We start from the raw sequence: 17,816 nt of genomic DNA, 5'->3' as shown, positions 1-17,816 counted from the left end.
CCAATTATACTTTTATTTCCCCAGTTCTATAACTAATTGTTCACTCAATTGTTCTATACCTGGCTCAGAAAATATTTTATTATACCAGTAGTCAGCTAATTTTTTATCGCCTAATTCAGAAGCTAAACTTCTTGCTATCGACATTGCTATTGCTTTTTTATTATTAGCAGGAATAGAGTAATATTTTAATGCCTGTCTTAAATCTCCTGCATCTTCATAGATCTCACCCAAATAAAAATTAGAATCAACATCTCCCCCATCAATTGCCATTTGAATCCATTTTTTAGCTGTTTCCACATCTCTTTTTTTATCATAGTAATATGAGCCAATATCTCCTGCTGCTCTTACAATTCCTTTTTCATAAGCAATTTTATATTTTTCAACAGCTTTTTCATTTGATATACCTGCATACATTTTTGCTATTTCATAATAACCTTCATTATTAAGTTTTGCTGCTTCTAAAAATATTTTTTCAGCCTTTTCATAATCCTTTTTTTCAATAAATCTGTTTGCCTCCTCTATTAAATTAAAATATTGCTTTTCTTTTTCAGTCCCAAGCATGTATTCAATATTTTTTTTCATATAATACTCAACATGATAAATTTCTGTTTCTTCCAGTATTTGTTTTTGACATCTTTTTAGTTCTTCCCAATTTTTTTCTTTATAATACACTTTCGCAAGCAAATAAATTGCTTGGCCTTCTTTTTTATTAGCAGCCTGTCTTAAATATATTTTATATTTTTCCTTATCGTTTCTATTATAATAAAACATCGCTAACGCAAATACAGATAAACCTTTATTATTCTTTATAGCTCGTTTGTACCATTTTTCCGCCTCTTTAAAATTACCCGATTTTTCTTCCATTTCTCCTATAAGAGTTGCAGCCTCAAACACCTTGTACTTATATGCTTGTTCGTATGATTTTCGTGCTTTCTTTTTTTCATCCATATCACTATACAACATACCTAAATAATAGTATCCTGTTTTACTATATTTCAAACTCTCTTCCAATGTTTTTTCTGCTTGTGCATAATCTCCTTCTGTTTTATATTTTTCAGAGATTAAAAGTAATTCGTCAAACATTTCATTATTTGTATAATTAGAGTCTTTATTTTTAAAATAAATTAATGCTATTAACACTAGTATTAATAATATTCCTGATACAGCAATTATATATTTTTTATTCCTCATAATTAGTAACTCCTAAATATTTAATTTTTCAATATATTTCAAGTTTTTTTTCAAATTTATTTCAGCTATTTTAAGAAATTCTGGTTTTCTTATCTATTTATATTTTTTAAGATTTGAGATGTTAAATTTTCTATTCCTGGTTCTGTAAGTATCCTATTATACCAATATTTTCCTAGTTTTTCTTCTCCTAACTCAAAAGCAATTTCACCTGCGGAAAACATCGCAACTGCATTCTTATTATTTGCCGCTTTTGAATAATATTCATATGCTTTTTTTAAATCTCTTGCATTATCGTATAATTCGCCCATATGAAAATTTGAATTAACATCTCCTCCATCAATTGCTTTCTGTATCCATATTTTAGCTTTTTCTGTATCTTTGTTTATATAATAATATGATCCTATATTACTTGCTGCTTTTGCTACACCTTTTTCATAGGCAAGTTCATATTTTTTCATTGCTTCTTCTATTGAAATATGTCTATACATTTCTGCAATTTGATAATAGCCTTCTTTGTTTAATTTTGATGCTTCCAACAAAATTTCTTCTGCTTTTTTGTATTCTTCTTTATCAATATACTCATTAGCTTTTTCCACCAAATCAAAGTATTTATTGTCATTTTTATTACCAAGCATATATTCAATATTTTTTTTCATTTCATTTGAAACATCTTTTAATTGAACTTCTTCTAACAATTGTTTTTGGTATTTTTTTATTCCTTCCCTATTTTTTTCTTTATAATAAATTTTTGCAAGAAGATAAATTACCTCCCCGCTTTTTCGTTCCGCAGATTTTTCTAAATATTTTTTTGCGTTTTTCATATCATTCTGATTGTAATAAAAATTTCCTATAAGATAAAAAGAATACTCAAAATTACTTTTTATTCCTTCTTTATACCATTTCTCTGCTTCTTTAAAGTTTCCTTTTTCTTCTTCTATAAATCCTATCATGGAAGCCGCTTCAAAATTTTTTTTCTTATATGCCGCCATGTATGCTTCTTTTGCTTTTTCCTTATCATTAAAATAATTTGCATACAATGCTCCTAAATAGTAGTAACCTTTAACTTTATTATATTTTAAACTTTCTTTTGCAATTTTTTCTGCATTTTTATAATCTTCTGCTTCTATATGTTCATTAGCTTTTTCAATTAGTTCTTCAAATTTTTTATTGTCATTTTCTTTTTTTTCTAGTACCATTATATAAAGATATAGACATAATAATATTATAATAAAAAAAGTAACACAAAAACTTACATATTTTCTATTCATAATCATAGTTGATCTCCTTTTATTATTATTCAGAGCCTTTCATTCTTTTAAGAAAATATTTTTTTCTTAACTGCTGTGGTGTAAGTTTCTTTTCTTCTTCTGTTTCCTCCACATTTTCCACAACTTCCTCTTCAACAGCAATTCCCAGCATTTCCCCAAAAGACTTTATAACTTCATATCCCCTTATTGTCTTGCCCTTCTCAAATTTCACACAATAATTGTCGTGTTCAACAGCCGACTTTATCACATTAAAAGTTCTCAATTTTTCAGCCTCATCAAAAAGTTTCACTCTTTCTAAAAACTCTTCTTTTGGAAATATTATTTTGTCATCTTTTCTTAAAAGTGGAAGTAGCCAGTTGCGAATACTGTCGTAGGTTGCTTCTATTGGCTTTTTAGGTTTCTTGAATACAGTTTTTTCTATTTCTATCAATTCTTTTTCATTTAGATTTTCAACTTTTGAATTTTCAATTTGAGGAATTTCGTCTTTTTCAGCTTCATCTGATTTTTCCTCTGCTTCTACATTCTCAGGTTCTTCTTTTATAAAAAATTCTCTTTCGTATAATTTGTCATCTATCTTAATTCTCTGTTCCGCCTTTATTTCCTTTATCTTAAAATTTTCCTTATCCAAAATGTAATATCCTGTCAAATCCAACTCAAAATCCATCTTTTCAAACATTTCCTTTTTTAACAAATCTCGCACTTTTGAAACAAGCACATTTCTACTCATCCTGTTATCATAATAATCCATCCTGAAATCTAATTTTATATTATCCTTTTCATTTTCATCCAGCTTGAATATCAACTTAACAGGTATTTTTTCATCTATAGGTATTGACTGAATAATATATTCCACCTCAAACTCATTTTTATCGTTAATTTGTTTATCATAAATATCTAAAAATAAAAATGATAATGGAGTTTCAGTAAATAGTAAACTTTCAAAATCTTCAGAATTAATCAAATTCTTATAATTAAAAATTGTTAAATGGATTTGAGTGGCATATTCATTTCTATTTTTAAAATATTTAAACAGATTTTTATCTATATTTTCAATAATTAACTCCTTATTTAAAATTTGAGGATTATTCCATTTATTAAAATCAATAATATAAATATTATTATCTTCCTCTAATTCTTTAAATACTTGTAACTCTAACTTTGAAAATTTGTCATTAATATTTTTGGATTTTATAAACTTTATACCAATAATATTTTGATCAACTTCCTGAATTTTAATTTTTCCTTTTGCTTTTATATTTTGCAATTCTCCATTTATTTTATAGATATTTGGAACTAAACATTTAACTCTTTTGATTACTTCTATTTTTTTCATTATTTCACTTCCATACTATATAATGTAAAAATTTATTTTTTGGCATAATTTATCATATCATATTCCAAATAAATTAACCCTTTTTCAAATAATATTTTATTCTTTAATTTTTTTACTTCTTCTTCTTCTCCCAATTTTTCATAAATATGAACTAAGTTGTAAATTGATCTAGCATCTTTCAATACCATCCCTTTGTTATAAATTATTATTGCATTTTCTATATCGTTATCTTCTTCTTCATATATGGCACCCAAGTTAAAAATTGATTCTCTATCTTCTTTTTCAACTCCTATTTTATAAATTTCTTTTGCTTTTTCAATCTTTTCATTATCTTCTTCTATTCTTCCAATTATTGATAATGATTGAAAATTACCTAACTCGTATGATTTTTCTAATATTTTTTTTGCTAAATCTTTTTTTAGAATATAATAGTATAATTTCCCTAATTCATAATAACCATCTTTTTCATTAATTTTTATTGCATCTTTTAATTTATTTTCTGCAATATTATAGTTTCCAAGAAAAGCAAAATTATTTGCATCATTAATTTGGTTAAAAAATTTTTTATCTTTATCAGAACCTTTAATATATTTAATATTATTTATCATATCTTCATTTATATCTTCAACCAGAGTTTCATTAAAAAGTTTATTTTCCCATTTATCCATATTTTTTTTATCATTTTTTAAATATGAAATTATAAATAAATTATAAATTGCTTCACCATTTTTTTCAATATTTTCAACTTCTAATAATATTTTTTCAGCTTCATTAAAATTTTTTTCAGACATGTATATTTTAGCCAATTGTATATTGCAGGAATTTTCATTTTCTTCAACACCTTTTTGGTACCATTCTTTCGCTTTTTCCACATTTCCTTTTTCTCTATAAATATCTCCTAATGGTAAAGTTGACAGTATATAACCTTTTTTATAGCCTAATTCAAAAAATTTTATTGCTCTTTTTTCATCATTTAATTCTGAAAAATAAAATATTCCAAGTTGATAATATCCTTCTATATCATATTTTATTGATTTTTTTAATAAGTTTTCAGCTTTTTCATAATTTTTTTTTTCACTCATTTCATTTGCTTTTTTCAGTATTTGTTCATATTTTTCTCTATTCATAAAACCTCCTTTAAATAAAATATACTGAAATAAAAATAAAATTGTTAATATCCCTATTCCAAATACTATTATTTTATTATAAATTTTCATCAAAATTTCCTTTCCTCTTATTTTACTATTTCTATTATAGAAATGTCATTATTTAAATATTTAACGCTTTGTTCGTACTTTTCTTCAATGCTTTCTCCTAATTCTTCATACAATATCTTACGTATTTCTTTATCTTTTGATTTTATTTGTGTATACTCCTTATTAATATCTTTAAAAAATCCTTTTTTTATTTTATTATTTTCACTTTTTTCTAATTCTTTTTTTGTAGCTTTTTTTTGCCAATTCTTTTCTTTACGATTTGCATTCCCTCTCCTCTCTCTTCTAGACTTATTTGACATTGGATTTTCTTTAATTTTTAAATAATTATTGTTAAAAATTGTTAAAGGTGTGTTAATAAAACTAGAAACTTCATAAACTTTGCTAGAAATTCCAAAAATTGTTTCAATTCCTTCAGAGCTATATCCTACACTACTCAGAATTTCTTTTCCAACACTAATGTTTTTTCCTTTATACATTGAAATCCCTGCTGATAACGATGATTCAATTCCATTAATAATTTCAACTGAAGAAGTTCCAATTCCTATTATTCCTAAAAACCCTACATGAGGAGCTTTTATCATCTTTTTTGAAGCAGCAAATTTTCCAACAGATTCATAAGTTTCTTTTATACCATCCTGCAATTGTTGGGACCAAATACTTTTCATAATTGCTATATTTTGTTTTGCTGTTTTTTCTGTAATGTTTTGTCCATTAAAAATAATATCAATAGGCTTATTAGGATCTATTCCACAAAAAAGTTTACTTTCATTTGATAATGTTTTTTTTCCACTTTTTAAAATATTATTAAAAACATTTCCCCATTTTCCATTTTTTACATTGCATAAACTACAACTAATTAAACAATAACCCTCTTGTTCTATTCCATTTTTATCACAAATAATAAAATTATAACTATTATTATCATATTCTGTTGCTATTGGTTTTCCTAAAATTTGAGTTTTTCTATCAATAACTTTTAATTTTAAAAACAAATCCTTACTAATTAAATTTTTACATTTTAATAATGCACCATCACAAACATATGTTTTTAAAATTTCTTTATTAATTTTTGTTTCTACTATTGTTCCTAAATTTAACGGACTTATTTTATAAAATAAGTCTTGCATTTTTTTTATATTTTCGAGTCTATCTTTAATTTGTTGATAAGTTACTGCTATATCTGAGTTTTCATTAAGATATTCATTATACATCTAATCACCTCTTATTTCAAAATTTAAATTAAACATTTTAAAAACTCTCTTTTAAAATATATTATTCTATCTCGACTATTCTCACTTGTTAATCTATACTCATTTTCTTTTTCATATATTTTAATCATATTATCCACTTTTCTCGTAATCTTCACATCATCCAGCAACATCAATTTCCCATACTCAATCTTTAGATTCTCAAATTCCCTTCTGTATTCTGAATTTATAAATTTATGAAATCTTAAATTACTCATTTTATCATAGTTTAAATGTCCTTTTATTACATAAACACCTTTTTCTTGCTTTATTTGCAGTGATAAAGGAACAGACTTTGAGCCTATTCCATATATTGTCTTTTCCTTGTCAAAAATATTGCTCTTGAACACGCTGTAAAATTTATAGTTCTTTATAAATTCAAGAAAAACGTTCTCATCTGATACCAGTTTTTTATACTTCTCCATATCTGGATATTTCAATTTTAAATTTACATTCTCAATTTTTATTACCTCCTGCTGAACAATTTCTATTTTTTCCATAATTTCATCAATATTCAAAATTTCCAATAGTTCAAATTTCTGATTTACTAAAAAATATAATTCATCAAATATAAAGTTTTCTAATATCCGCTCCTTTAAATATTCTACATTATATTTATTTTCTTCTTCCTTTATCCGATAAACTAGATACTTTTCATCTTCCTCTGTAAATTCCTCTATTTTTTCCAAAATAAAATCACATTGCTCGTATTCTTCATACAGTTTATCATTTACCAATCTTTCAAAAATTTTGATATATCTAAACCTTTCCTTCTTCAAAAAATCCGTTATATTCTCTGGATTTCTTCTATATTTTTCATCTATCATAATTTATTTCCTTTTTCCCCTTTATCCATTTATCAATACTTTTCCACCACCAGCAACTTTTGATGTTCCTGATGAAGTTATTGTCGTGTCATTGTTAGAGGTTATCGTAGTATTTTGTGTTGATGTCTGGGTAATATTCTGTGCAAGTACGGATTTTACCCCTTCCACAGTTTCAGAATAATTTTTAGCACTGTTGCTTATGCTTCCTGCATTCTCTGAAATACTGTCTGCACTTTCCGATATACTGCTAGCAGTCTGTGAAATTGAACTTGCCGCGCTTGTTGACAAACTATTAGTCGCAAGCACCATATTAAAGTCCGAATCTCCCACATGATAATTTCTGTTAGCCACATCAGTAAACCTACCATTCCCGTCATTATTCAAAGCTCCTATTATAAAAGCCTTTGTTTCATTTCCGTTTGGAAAATAAAGTGCCACTCTGTCATTTACTTCTGGTGCTGGTGTAAATCCTGTATTTGTTTGGCTATACGGAGTTACATATGGAAAATAACTTTTCCCAGCATACTTATCCTCAAAAGATTGCCCATTTTCTCCCAAATCCATAAGCCCTTCTGTTAAATTTAATGTCATAACTGCAATATCTTTTGTCTTGACTTTTTCTTTTGTATTTTCATTCTGATTATTTTCAGTTTTCTCTATATATTTGTTAAGCGGTTTTACTCCAATTGCTCTTCCCTCAAGATTATCCGAACTTCCTTCGCTTCTTCCGTGTTTACTTTTACTTTCATCTGTTCTTGCAATATGAACTGTTCTTGCTTCTATTACTGCTCCTCTTATCTTTTCGTGCGGTATCGGATCTACAAAATAATCTGTCTGTTTTCCAAGTATGTATTCACATTTTAACATATTTCCTTCGTTATAAATTTTATTCTCAAGAACATAGTAATCGTTTTCCACTTCTTCTCCTGACACTCTGTTTCTAGTCTTTAATTTTATTGGTGTTGCTACTGGATAAACTTCTGTTCCTGTTATTTTAAAATATGTTCTCTCTTCTTTTGTTCTTTTCCCAAATTGAGAATACTTTAAGTTCGGTGTCTATGCTGGCATATTTTTAAAAAATCCTACAAATACCTTATCTGAGTATGCCATTACTGGCTGTCCTATATACGACGCTATTCTCTTTAAGTATTCCCAGTCTGTTTCGTTATACTGGATTGTCATTCTTGGTAATGCCTGCATATCTTCACCAACATTTACAATTTTTCCATCATTTGTACCGTAATTTCCATTTATTTCCTCTGCTATCGCTGAATAAGTTAATGTTGGATCTTGAAATGAACGGTATCTTGGTATTCTATCCAAAAGTACACTTTTTGAAATTGCTGTAATTTCTACTGTCAAGGCTCCTGCTGTCGTTTCGTTTATTTGAAGTTCTTTTATTACTCCATTCAGAAATATCTTTTCTGTTGAATTTCCAGTATTATCAGCAATATTGCTTCTCCCTAGTATTTTTATCTCCTTATCCCCTTTTCTGTCTATCAAGGCATCGTATAAACTTAACTGGCTTACTGAACCAATATACTTTATTTTACCAATCGTATGTTCCCCTATTCTTGAATCAATTTCAAGTTTCATATCTCTCCAAAGTATCTGATGTCCATCAATTTCTATTTTTATTCTTTCTGCTGAAAAAAATTCTACTGGATTTTGGTTATTTAAATTATTGTTCATTTTCAATCACTTCTTTCTCTTTAAAAATTTTTCTTCCATACATTTCTAAATGTCCTTAAAATCTAATTTTTCAAATTCCGATTTCATTTCAACAACATTGTTAAATCTATCCTTTATCTCTACTTCCATTCCCTTTTCAATAAATTTTCTTATATCCCCACTTATATCTTCATCAAAAATCAATTCAGGATTATAGAATCTTTTTAATACTTCATCTGGTTTCTTTTTAGTTATCATAAAATATAGTAATGCCGAAAGGCTATATATATCTGTTCTTTCATCATTTTCAGCTTTTAATGAGTACATTTCAAGGGGAGAGTATCCATCTGTTACTTTTATATATGTTCCATTTTTTTCTTCAAAATATATGCTTGATCCAAAATCTATTATTTTTATTTTATTTTTCTTATTGATTAATATATTTGAAGGCTTTACATCCCTATGAATTATTTTTTCATTATGAATTTTTATAAATATATCTAAAATATCAAAATATATTTTTTTTATATCTTTACCTTTCACATTTTCTTCATTAAGTATATACTGTTTTAATGTTGGAAAATTAAAATATTCCTCGACAATATAAACTGTTTTATTTTCCTCAAAATAATCAAACAATTCAATTATTCTGCCTTTAGAGTTTGAATCAAGCACATTATGCAAATGAGCCAATATTTCCGCTTCCCTGTCAAAACTTTCCTTTACTTCCTTTAATCTATCCTCATATTTTTTAGTAAAAACTTCCTGATTCGCTCCCCTAATAACTAGCTGTGAAGGGAAACATTCTTTTATAACATATCTTTTTTTCTTGTTAAATGTTAAATATACATTTGAAAAATCACTTTCTGCAATTACCTGTTTTACTTCATATTTATTTTTCAACTTATAATTTATTGGCAAATAATTCATAAAAACTCCTTTTTCTAATATTAAATTTCTATTTCATTAACAAGTTTATAATCAACTTTCTGCTCTTATTTTAAACTAAAATTGCTATACAATAAAATATTCTGATTAAATAATATTTCCGTTATTATCTCTTCCCAATTTTTTCCAATTCTGTCTAATTTCCTCATCAAGCGAATCATATGATTTTCTTGCTGTTCTAGATTTTGATTTTGGTTTTGGTTTTAAATTTATATTATTTTTCTCTCTTTTTGGCTGTTTTTTTACAGGATTAACAGATGTTCTCGCTTCTCTTTTTATTTCTGGAAGTTTCACTGCCTTACTTTGATTTTCCTGTTCCAATTTTTCAATTTCTTTTTCTTCTTCGTTTTGTGGCGGTAATACAGCTGTTTCTTCCACTTTTTCTTCTACAACTGGAGCAGGAATTTGTGGTTGAACATTTTCAGGTTTAACAGTTGTGTTTATTTTTGCCATATTTTCTGATTGTTGATTTTGAGATGGCTTCTGAACAATCACTTTTTCTTTTTTAGATTTTTCTATTCTACTGTTATAGATACTCTTCCCCACTGCTGTGACAAAAAATACTGCTATTAACATCGGAAGTATGTAATTAAGTGGATTTACTCTTTCCACAACAGTAGTTACTGTATATTCTTCCTCTTCTTCCTTTTCCAAATTTTCAATAAAAATAGACAAAAACGGTATCTCAATTTTTCTCTGTACCTCTATACTATTTACTTTCTGGCTCAATTCACTTTCAAAACTAAAACGGCTGCTATTTCTTATAAACATGTCCAGTATTTCATTTTCATTTACGATTTCCCAAAATTCGGCTGTCCCCGATAATATATAATCATATTTTTTTAAATCAAGGCTTACAATTGTATCTCCCTCAATTTCTTCAATCAGTTCATTATCACGGAAAATTTTTACTTTTGAATTTCCTATATTTCCAACTATCATTTTATTGTCTTCGGCAGCCACTATTGATGTTGAAAATTTACTGTAATAATCCATATTTCTCTTAATTTTGTTTTCAATTATCTCTTTATTTGCCACATTAAGAAGATGTGTCATATTATCTTCTGACAGGCTATTATTTGAAAAATATGCTTCAGCCACAGCCATTACTGCAATTTTTGCAACATTTTCCTTCTTTTCAGCATCTTCAGTTAATATCCAAAATCCTTTTTTCCCTTCTGGAATAAACGCAGAAAACGTATTTTCCTCCTGATCCGTATTGTGATGTTCCCTAAAAAAATATGTTGAATATTTAGTTTTTGTTATTTGCATAATATTTACCTTCCTTTACATTTTATCTATTAATCTTCTTTAAATTTAAAAAATTGATGATGATTCAATTGTCATTGTTTCTTCTATTCCTATTACTCCAAAATGATGTTCCCAGTAAACTTTTGTTCTTAATCCCATTGGTAAAAATAATTTTGAAAGCAATTTAAATTTTTTCCTGTTTTTTTCATTTTTTTGACTATTAATATAGATAACAAGTTTATCTTCTGAAACTTTATTATTATATATTATCGAATCAGGATATATTCTCTTTATAATTTCCTCAAAAGCGTACATCCCGTTTGAATGTTTATACATGTCATTTATTGTGTTAGCAATATTTATTTTTTCTATTCTGCCAAACTCTTTTATCAAATTCTTTATCTCGGCTCCATATTTTCCTTCTTCCAAATCCTTAACTATTTTACGGTTTATTATAATCTTTTTATTCATACCCTCATACAAATCAAGTTTTGCAAGTATATGCACCATCACATTAAAAACTATCTTTCTAACTTCCTCATAGTCCTTTTTTATATTTATATCAATAATATTTGACAAAATCTTATTAAATCTTAAAAACGGATTTATCTCTATCTCCATCTCTTCATCAAAATAATTTATATCTTTATCATTTATCTCCATATATGGCGAAATCTGCTTTGACAACACATATTTTATCTTATTTATATCTTCTCCCTTTTGAAACATTTCATAAATAACATTCCAAATATACTGATACTGCTTTTTATTCTCCATACATTCCATCTCCCTTGCTTCTTTCTAAAAATTTTCCTCTTATCTCTAATCTCTACAATAAACTTTTTCCAAATATTTTATAAATCTACTTTTCCCCATCTCTTCATTTCTTCTATTCATCTACACTTTCTTATTTCTATTTATCTTCTTTCATTCTTTTAAGAAAATATTTTTTTCTTAACTGTTGTGGCGTAAGTTTCTTTTCTTCTTCTGTCTTTGTTTTCTCATTTTCTTTCACATGTTCATCTTGAATAGATAATCCCATTGTATTACTAAATATTTTTAATGCCTCTTCTATTTCATATTTTCCTTTTGTTTCAAACGTTACCGTTTCAAGATAACTTTCCAAATACCATTTTATATACTCATACACCCTTTTTTTCAAATCAGCATCAAAATTCTCTATTCTTTCAATAAATTTTTTTAATGGAAATACATTTCCCTGCCCCAAAACTCCACTCCCAAAAAAACCTTCTTCACCTGTACTTAGCCAGTTTTGTATTTCAGTAAATTTCTTATCAGCTTCCAATTTATCAATTTGTTCTTGTGTCAATTCTGGTTTTGTTTCCTTAGACGGTACAGATGTTTTAGTATTTTGAGAATCTAATATTTTATTTTCTTGTTCTTCGGTTTCTTTTTCTGATAAGTTTTCTAAATTATTTCCATAATATCTAGTAATATCAGTATAAGCATCATATTTTTTTATAACTTCATCTTTAGAATAAGTTGTTATATATCTTAAATTCCCATTTTTATCATATGTTTTTACCTCATTTTCTAATAATCCCTCTTTATATTCTCCTTCCTCTTCTAACTCACCACTATCATAATATCTTAAATATTTCCCATGTTTTTTCCCATTATACATAAATCCTTCAAAAATTAAGTTCCTGTTCTCATCATAACCTTTTAAAATTTCTGTATTTCCATCCAAAAGTGGCTCTATCTCTCTTTCAACATTTCCATCTGGATAATAAAGTTTCCACGCACCTTTCATTTCTCCATTTATAAAATTACCCTCTTCTTTGATAACACCAGTTGGATAATACCATTTCCAATGCCCAGCTTTTTCATCATTTTCAAGAAAACCATCTATTTGCAATATTCCTGTTTCATAATAAATTTTGTATGTTCCATTTCTTTTACCATTTTCTGAGTAATATTCCTCTATTTTTTCTTGTCCATTTGGATAATATTGTGTATTTTTTTTATATCTTTTACCATCTTTCAATTGTCCTCTTACTTGAATTCTTTCTTCATATCCGTATATTTCAATATGTCCAGTAAAAGGTTCTCCATCCTTATAAAAAACATCTTCTCCATCTTCATTTTTTTTTACTACAAATATTTCTCTTATATCGTCTTCTGGATATATTTTCATTAATTTTATTATTTTCATAATTTCCTCCAACTTTTAATGAAATCTATCAAATAAATTTTTTAAATCTATTACAGGCGGTTCCCTTCTTTCTTTATCTATTTTATTGTAATAATCTTCAAGACCTTTTTCTACAACTTCTCTTTCAGTTTCAAAATTTTCCATATTTTCCAAACAATAAATTAACAAATAATGAAAAAATTCTTCATGTGCATAAAAAACCTTCATTACTTCATCTTTTATCTCGGTTACTATATACACTGCCTTTTCTAATATTTCCTCTTTCCAAATAATTTTTATTCTTATCTTTTTATTTGAAAAATATAACTCAGTTTCATCACATATTTTTGAAACAATATTAACAAAATTTTCTTTTTTCTCCACTGCCATTAAAAACAAATCATGTTTATTCATTCCTAAATTTTCATAAAAATCTTCTATTATCAATTTTTCCATAATTATTCTCCTAACTCTTCTTTAAATTTTTCAAACATTTCTTTTATTTCATTGTCATTATAAATTTTTTCATAAGCATTTACTATTATTTCCAGTTCCTTAATAAAATCTTGCTTTGATATTTCTTCCATATTTGCAGTTATTCTTTTATTTTTATAAATTTCAAATTTTTTCTTTTCAGAATCACTGTATTGGGAATAATAGAGATTTATATCGTTTTCTAAAAATTGGTTATAATATTCAATTTTTACATTGTTTTCAATAGTTACAGTGTAACTTTCCAAAATTTTATCAAATCCACTAAAATAACCATTTACTCTCATAAATGTTCTTTTTCCTTTAAAAAATTTCAATAACATATTTTTAGTTATTAAATATGAAAAAAAATTTTTCGCAATATTAACACTAAAATAACTTATACGCTTTTCAATTTGAATATCATAATTATACTCTATCAAAAACTTTCTTAACTTGTCCCTTTTCAAAATTTTTTCTATATTTAAATTCAATTTATATTTTTTATTATTATTTACTTCTTCAATATATTTTTGAAAAGAATTTTCTATTCTATTCAAAGTATCAGCAAAACAACAAATATTTTCCAAATAGTAACTAAACATATAATGAAACAGTTCTTCATAGCTGTAATAAACTCTTGTTTCCTGATCATCAAAATATTGAACAATATACAAATCTTTTTCATCTTCTTCCAGTTCATACCAATAATTCACTAATCCCATTCCCAAAAATTCATTGGAAAAAAATGGCTCCTCATTATTATCATTATAGGAATAATCTAGCAAATCAGCAAAACTTCCTATTTCATCAATCGTATAAACCAATAAGTCATACTTATTCTTATCTATTAAATCTGTTGTTCCTATTTCAGTGACTTTATTAAAAAGATTTTTTCTTACTTTTGATAACTTATTTTTAAATACATTCATTCTATTTCCCTTATTAATTTTTTTATAATTATTCTCCTAATTCTTCCTTAAATTTTTCAAACACACTTCTTATTTCATCATCGTTATAAATTTCTTCATAAGCATTTACTATTATTTCGAGTTCTTTAACAAAATCTTGCTTTGATACTACTTCTACATTCATTTTATCCCTTGTCCCTTTAAATCTTTCTTTTAAAAATTTATCAGTTTCATCTTTTGTAACAAAATTTTCTAAATATTTATTTGTCCTAGTATTTTCTTTATACGCTATTCCAGTTTTATCAATTACATTATAATAATTTCCTAACCTATTGTACTGCGTGTAATAGTCTATTGATACACTATTTCCATCTAATTCAATATTAAAACCTTTATCATAACCTCTATAACCAAAATAATATGTTGTTTCTATTTGAAACTCTCTTTTTCCTTCCAAAAATTTTCTTAATACATCTTTTCCCATTAAATAGGACATAAATTTTTTCAATATGTCTATATCCCAATAATTTATATATTCGTTATGATAATTTATAAATCCATATAGATATTTATTTTCTTCATTATTATAGTCCAATAAAAAATTTCTAAGTTTATCTCTTTTAAAAATTTTTTTTGTATTTAATTTTATACCATATTTTTTAGCATAGTCTCTATGTTTAGTATAATTTATAAATTCTTGTTCTATAGTCATTATCATATTAGCATAACAATGTATATTTTCCAGATAATAAGTTAAAAAATAATGTAAAAATTCCTCATATGTGTAATAAACTCTTATTTCTTTATCTTCACTTTCTATACCCCAACAAAATTGAGAAATATAAGTTTCTGTTTCATCATCATCACTCCAGCCACTATTTATTTTAAATCCTATATATTCATCACTGTCATATCCCATATTATCAAAATAAATTTCAATAAATATTGATGAAAAATCTCCTATTTCATTTATTGTGGTTACAAAAAGATCATATTTATTCATTTTAAATTCTTGATTGATATTTTTTCTTAATTTTTTTATGCTCATATTTTTTCCTATTATATTTTTTATTTTATTTTTTCAAGATTTTGTTCATTAACTATTAAAATTTCTAAAGTTTCCTCATTTTCAATAAATTCAACCATATAATCATTTGGAAATTCAGGAAATACCATTACTACTGCTCCTACTGTATTCTTTTTAACTTTTTCTGATAAATCAATTTTTGATTTTACTACATCGTATTCATTTAACATAAAAAACTCCTTTTATCATTTTTAGACAGGATTTAAAATTTTTTTAATTTTATTAAAGTTTATATAAAAATTCAAAATTTGTAATAATATTCCTGACCTTATAAATTAGATAAAATTTTATCATTTAAATAATTTTCAGACACACTTTATTATTCAATCTTATTTTTTAATATATCATAAAAAATGTTTTATATATTATCTAGATTTATAATTTCCTGATAATTCATATCGTAATTTTTTTCTAAAAAAATTATCCATTTTTTTATTGCATAAGATACTTTTTTTCTATCAATACGTACTTCATCATCACCTTCTTCATAAACTATATCCCTAATTATTACACTATCATTTTTTATCAATGCTTCATATGCTTCTGAACTAATATTATAGTTTTTTATGTTAATATTTTCCAATTTATCCAACATATCTTTTATCCAATTAACATCTAAAGAATCTATATAATCTCCTAAAAATACTTCATCTAATATATTTTCTTTATATATTATTTCTACAGATTTTTTTAACCCTAATTCTCTTGATTTTTTATTATCCATTTTAAAAGATTCACACACTTTATAGTATTTGTTGTCATTTTTTGAATATTCATATCTAAAAATTAATTTCATCATTAATCATTCCTTTCATTATTAAAATTTATTACTAGCGACTATTAGGATTTATCAGGTATGTTCTTGTTACTTCTTCCATTAAATAGGATATAAATTTCTTTAATATATTTATATCCCAATAATTTATATGTTTGTTAAGGTAATTTATAAATTATTGTTCTATAATCATTATTATATTTGTATAACAACTGTATTTTTCAGATAACTAAGTTAAAAATAATGTAAAAATTCCTAGACTGACATCTTTCCTTAATTTTTCTATGCTCAAATTTAATTTCTTTTCTTAGCTTTAAACTCCCACAACTTTCACATAATTTAAACCGAATTATTTTTGTAAAAAACTATATGTTTATATAATATTTTTTTTGGGAAATTTCTATTTTAAAATTTACTTTAACTTCATAAATTTCATAATTACTATCTTCTAAAAATTTCATTTTGACTTACTTCAATATTTTCTTCTAAATCTATTATTTTTATATATGGAATATCATCTTTATCTATCACAAATTCAATTGAATAGTCATCTGATATATATACATGACTTATTTTATCTTTTTCAAAATCTTGAAATTTTTCGTAAAAAATTTCTTCCCAATAACTTTTTATAAAAAACTCTGAATTAATGGATGACCATAAAAATACATTTTTTCCAGTTCCTATTCTATTTTCTTTTAATATTAAATATTGCGGGTTTTGTAAATTTTTATATTCAAATATTATTTTATATTTGTTATTTAATCTAAAGTATAGTTCATAATTTATAGCTTCTTCAAAAAAATTATTATTTATTATTTTCTTTGTTATTCCCATAAAAACTAACTCTTTTTTATATTTCAAAGTTAATTCGCTTTTCAAAATTTCATTCACTTCTAAATTCTTAAATTCCAATATATATTTTTTTTCAATATTTAATTGATTATCGGATTTCATAATCTTATTTTCTAACGGAACATAAATTTCCTCTTTGTTTTTTTCGTTAGAATTAATCATTGATATATTTTTGCTAATATCAAATTTTGTTAAAATTTCAAAGTAGCAGCTATCTATGAAGAATAAATTATGAATATAATTTTTATTTTTTATATACCATCCATCTAATTTAGAATCTATTACTTTATTTATCAATGAATTTTTTAAATCTTCATTTTCAAATTGTTCCACAAAATCAATTATTGCAGAATGTCCAGCTATATCTCCAAAATTTCTAATTCCAACTATATCTTCTGCTTGAATTTTGAAATTAATAACTTCTTCTAAATTTTTATCAAAACATTCCAATAAAATTTCATTATTATTTTCAAAAAAATCAATTTTCAAATTTATTACATTAATCCTATTTTTTTCAATTTTAAAATCTGTCGGAACTATCTTCTCGTCTGTTTCATATTCATCAAAACAGTAAATTCCTTCATTATTTTTTATGTACCTTGTTGACAT

At 25.2% G+C, this 17,816-nt stretch carries 18 protein-coding genes; all 18 read right to left on the bottom strand.

What is annotated here, in order from left to right; all coding sequences use genetic code 11:
- Positions 1–12: 12 nt before the first annotated feature.
- The gene (locus BQ5344_RS05370) at positions 13–1,191 is read right to left on the bottom strand and encodes a tetratricopeptide repeat protein (protein ID WP_071124468.1); all 1,179 of its coding nucleotides are present in this window, start codon (positions 1,189–1,191) and stop codon (positions 13–15) included.
- Between the two features lie 89 nt (positions 1,192–1,280).
- A complete protein-coding gene (locus BQ5344_RS05365) occupies positions 1,281–2,465 on the bottom strand; it encodes an SEL1-like repeat protein (protein ID WP_071124467.1) in 1,185 nt (394 codons plus the stop codon).
- 19 nt (positions 2,466–2,484) lie between these two features.
- Positions 2,485–3,792 (bottom strand): hypothetical protein, encoded by a 1,308-nt coding sequence (locus BQ5344_RS05360; RefSeq protein WP_071124466.1) that lies wholly within the window; start codon positions 3,790–3,792, stop codon positions 2,485–2,487.
- 32 nt (positions 3,793–3,824) lie between these two features.
- Entirely contained in the window at positions 3,825–4,919 is a 1,095-nt protein-coding gene (locus BQ5344_RS05355) for a tetratricopeptide repeat protein (protein ID WP_158663004.1), read from the bottom strand.
- A 107-nt stretch (positions 4,920–5,026) separates the two neighbouring features.
- Positions 5,027–6,220: a PAAR-like protein gene (locus BQ5344_RS05350; RefSeq protein ID WP_071124464.1), complete on the bottom strand. Its 1,194-nt coding sequence runs from the start codon at positions 6,218–6,220 to the stop codon at positions 5,027–5,029.
- Between the two features lie 23 nt (positions 6,221–6,243).
- A complete protein-coding gene (locus BQ5344_RS05345) occupies positions 6,244–7,083 on the bottom strand; it encodes a hypothetical protein (protein WP_071124463.1) in 840 nt (279 codons plus the stop codon).
- Between the two features lie 21 nt (positions 7,084–7,104).
- Positions 7,105–8,001: a phage baseplate assembly protein V gene (locus BQ5344_RS12420; RefSeq protein WP_235846117.1), complete on the bottom strand. Its 897-nt coding sequence runs from the start codon at positions 7,999–8,001 to the stop codon at positions 7,105–7,107.
- Between the two features lie 138 nt (positions 8,002–8,139).
- A complete protein-coding gene (locus tag BQ5344_RS12415; RefSeq protein WP_235846116.1) occupies positions 8,140–8,775 on the bottom strand; it encodes a hypothetical protein in 636 nt (211 codons plus the stop codon).
- 45 nt (positions 8,776–8,820) lie between these two features.
- On the bottom strand, positions 8,821–9,684 hold the full coding sequence (locus BQ5344_RS05335; RefSeq protein WP_071124462.1) for a protein kinase domain-containing protein: 864 nt from the start codon (positions 9,682–9,684) through the stop codon (positions 8,821–8,823).
- A gap of 105 nt (positions 9,685–9,789) precedes the next feature.
- Entirely contained in the window at positions 9,790–10,974 is a 1,185-nt protein-coding gene (locus tag BQ5344_RS05330) for a hypothetical protein (RefSeq protein ID WP_071124461.1), read from the bottom strand.
- A gap of 45 nt (positions 10,975–11,019) precedes the next feature.
- The gene (locus BQ5344_RS05325; RefSeq protein ID WP_071124460.1) at positions 11,020–11,730 is read right to left on the bottom strand and encodes a hypothetical protein; all 711 of its coding nucleotides are present in this window, start codon (positions 11,728–11,730) and stop codon (positions 11,020–11,022) included.
- A gap of 136 nt (positions 11,731–11,866) precedes the next feature.
- Positions 11,867–13,129, bottom strand: a complete 1,263-nt coding sequence (locus BQ5344_RS05320; RefSeq protein ID WP_071124459.1) for a toxin-antitoxin system YwqK family antitoxin — start codon at positions 13,127–13,129, stop codon at positions 11,867–11,869.
- A gap of 15 nt (positions 13,130–13,144) precedes the next feature.
- Positions 13,145–13,564: a hypothetical protein gene (locus BQ5344_RS05315; RefSeq protein WP_021769566.1), complete on the bottom strand. Its 420-nt coding sequence runs from the start codon at positions 13,562–13,564 to the stop codon at positions 13,145–13,147.
- A 2-nt stretch (positions 13,565–13,566) separates the two neighbouring features.
- A complete protein-coding gene (locus BQ5344_RS05310) occupies positions 13,567–14,511 on the bottom strand; it encodes a hypothetical protein (RefSeq protein WP_021769567.1) in 945 nt (314 codons plus the stop codon).
- Positions 14,512–14,539: 28 nt separating this feature from the next.
- On the bottom strand, positions 14,540–15,538 hold the full coding sequence (locus BQ5344_RS05305; protein ID WP_071124457.1) for a hypothetical protein: 999 nt from the start codon (positions 15,536–15,538) through the stop codon (positions 14,540–14,542).
- Between the two features lie 20 nt (positions 15,539–15,558).
- Positions 15,559–15,747 carry a DUF4926 domain-containing protein gene (locus tag BQ5344_RS05300; protein WP_021770036.1) on the bottom strand — a complete coding sequence of 63 codons (189 nt, stop codon included), beginning with the start codon at positions 15,745–15,747 and terminating at the stop codon, positions 15,559–15,561.
- Between the two features lie 188 nt (positions 15,748–15,935).
- Positions 15,936–16,376, bottom strand: coding sequence for a DUF5376 family protein (locus BQ5344_RS05295; protein ID WP_158663003.1), 441 nt, complete (start codon positions 16,374–16,376; stop codon positions 15,936–15,938).
- Positions 16,377–16,793: 417 nt separating this feature from the next.
- Positions 16,794–17,816 carry a hypothetical protein gene (locus BQ5344_RS05290; RefSeq protein WP_071124455.1) on the bottom strand — a complete coding sequence of 341 codons (1,023 nt, stop codon included), beginning with the start codon at positions 17,814–17,816 and terminating at the stop codon, positions 16,794–16,796.

The organism is Leptotrichia massiliensis (genome assembly GCF_900104625.1).
Classification (GTDB): Bacteria; Fusobacteriota; Fusobacteriia; order Fusobacteriales; family Leptotrichiaceae; genus Leptotrichia; species Leptotrichia massiliensis.
The sequence above is the reverse complement of the archived record's forward strand: the minus strand, read 5'-3'. Positions and strand labels throughout refer to the sequence as shown.

Bases quoted from the DNA above. Each gene is read 5' to 3' on its own strand.
- BQ5344_RS05370 (WP_071124468.1), bottom strand. From the start codon at position 1,191: ATGAGGAATAAAAAATATATAATTGCTGTATCAGGAATATTATTAATA.
- BQ5344_RS05365 (WP_071124467.1), bottom strand. From the start codon at position 2,465: ATGATTATGAATAGAAAATATGTAAGTTTTTGTGTTACTTTTTTTATT.
- BQ5344_RS05360 (WP_071124466.1), bottom strand. From the start codon at position 3,792: ATGAAAAAAATAGAAGTAATCAAAAGAGTTAAATGTTTAGTTCCAAAT.
- BQ5344_RS05355 (WP_158663004.1), bottom strand. From the start codon at position 4,919: ATGAATAGAGAAAAATATGAACAAATACTGAAAAAAGCAAATGAAATG.
- BQ5344_RS05350 (WP_071124464.1), bottom strand. From the start codon at position 6,220: ATGTATAATGAATATCTTAATGAAAACTCAGATATAGCAGTAACTTAT.
- BQ5344_RS05345 (WP_071124463.1), bottom strand. From the start codon at position 7,083: ATGATAGATGAAAAATATAGAAGAAATCCAGAGAATATAACGGATTTT.
- BQ5344_RS12415 (WP_235846116.1), bottom strand. From the start codon at position 8,775: ATGAACAATAATTTAAATAACCAAAATCCAGTAGAATTTTTTTCAGCA.
- BQ5344_RS05335 (WP_071124462.1), bottom strand. From the start codon at position 9,684: ATGAATTATTTGCCAATAAATTATAAGTTGAAAAATAAATATGAAGTA.
- BQ5344_RS05330 (WP_071124461.1), bottom strand. From the start codon at position 10,974: ATGCAAATAACAAAAACTAAATATTCAACATATTTTTTTAGGGAACAT.
- BQ5344_RS05325 (WP_071124460.1), bottom strand. From the start codon at position 11,730: ATGGAGAATAAAAAGCAGTATCAGTATATTTGGAATGTTATTTATGAA.
- BQ5344_RS05320 (WP_071124459.1), bottom strand. From the start codon at position 13,129: ATGAAAATAATAAAATTAATGAAAATATATCCAGAAGACGATATAAGA.
- BQ5344_RS05315 (WP_021769566.1), bottom strand. From the start codon at position 13,564: ATGGAAAAATTGATAATAGAAGATTTTTATGAAAATTTAGGAATGAAT.
- BQ5344_RS05310 (WP_021769567.1), bottom strand. From the start codon at position 14,511: ATGAATGTATTTAAAAATAAGTTATCAAAAGTAAGAAAAAATCTTTTT.
- BQ5344_RS05305 (WP_071124457.1), bottom strand. From the start codon at position 15,538: ATGAGCATAAAAAAATTAAGAAAAAATATCAATCAAGAATTTAAAATG.
- BQ5344_RS05300 (WP_021770036.1), bottom strand. From the start codon at position 15,747: ATGTTAAATGAATACGATGTAGTAAAATCAAAAATTGATTTATCAGAA.
- BQ5344_RS05295 (WP_158663003.1), bottom strand. From the start codon at position 16,376: ATGATGAAATTAATTTTTAGATATGAATATTCAAAAAATGACAACAAA.
- BQ5344_RS05290 (WP_071124455.1), bottom strand. From the start codon at position 17,816: ATGTCAACAAGGTACATAAAAAATAATGAAGGAATTTACTGTTTTGAT.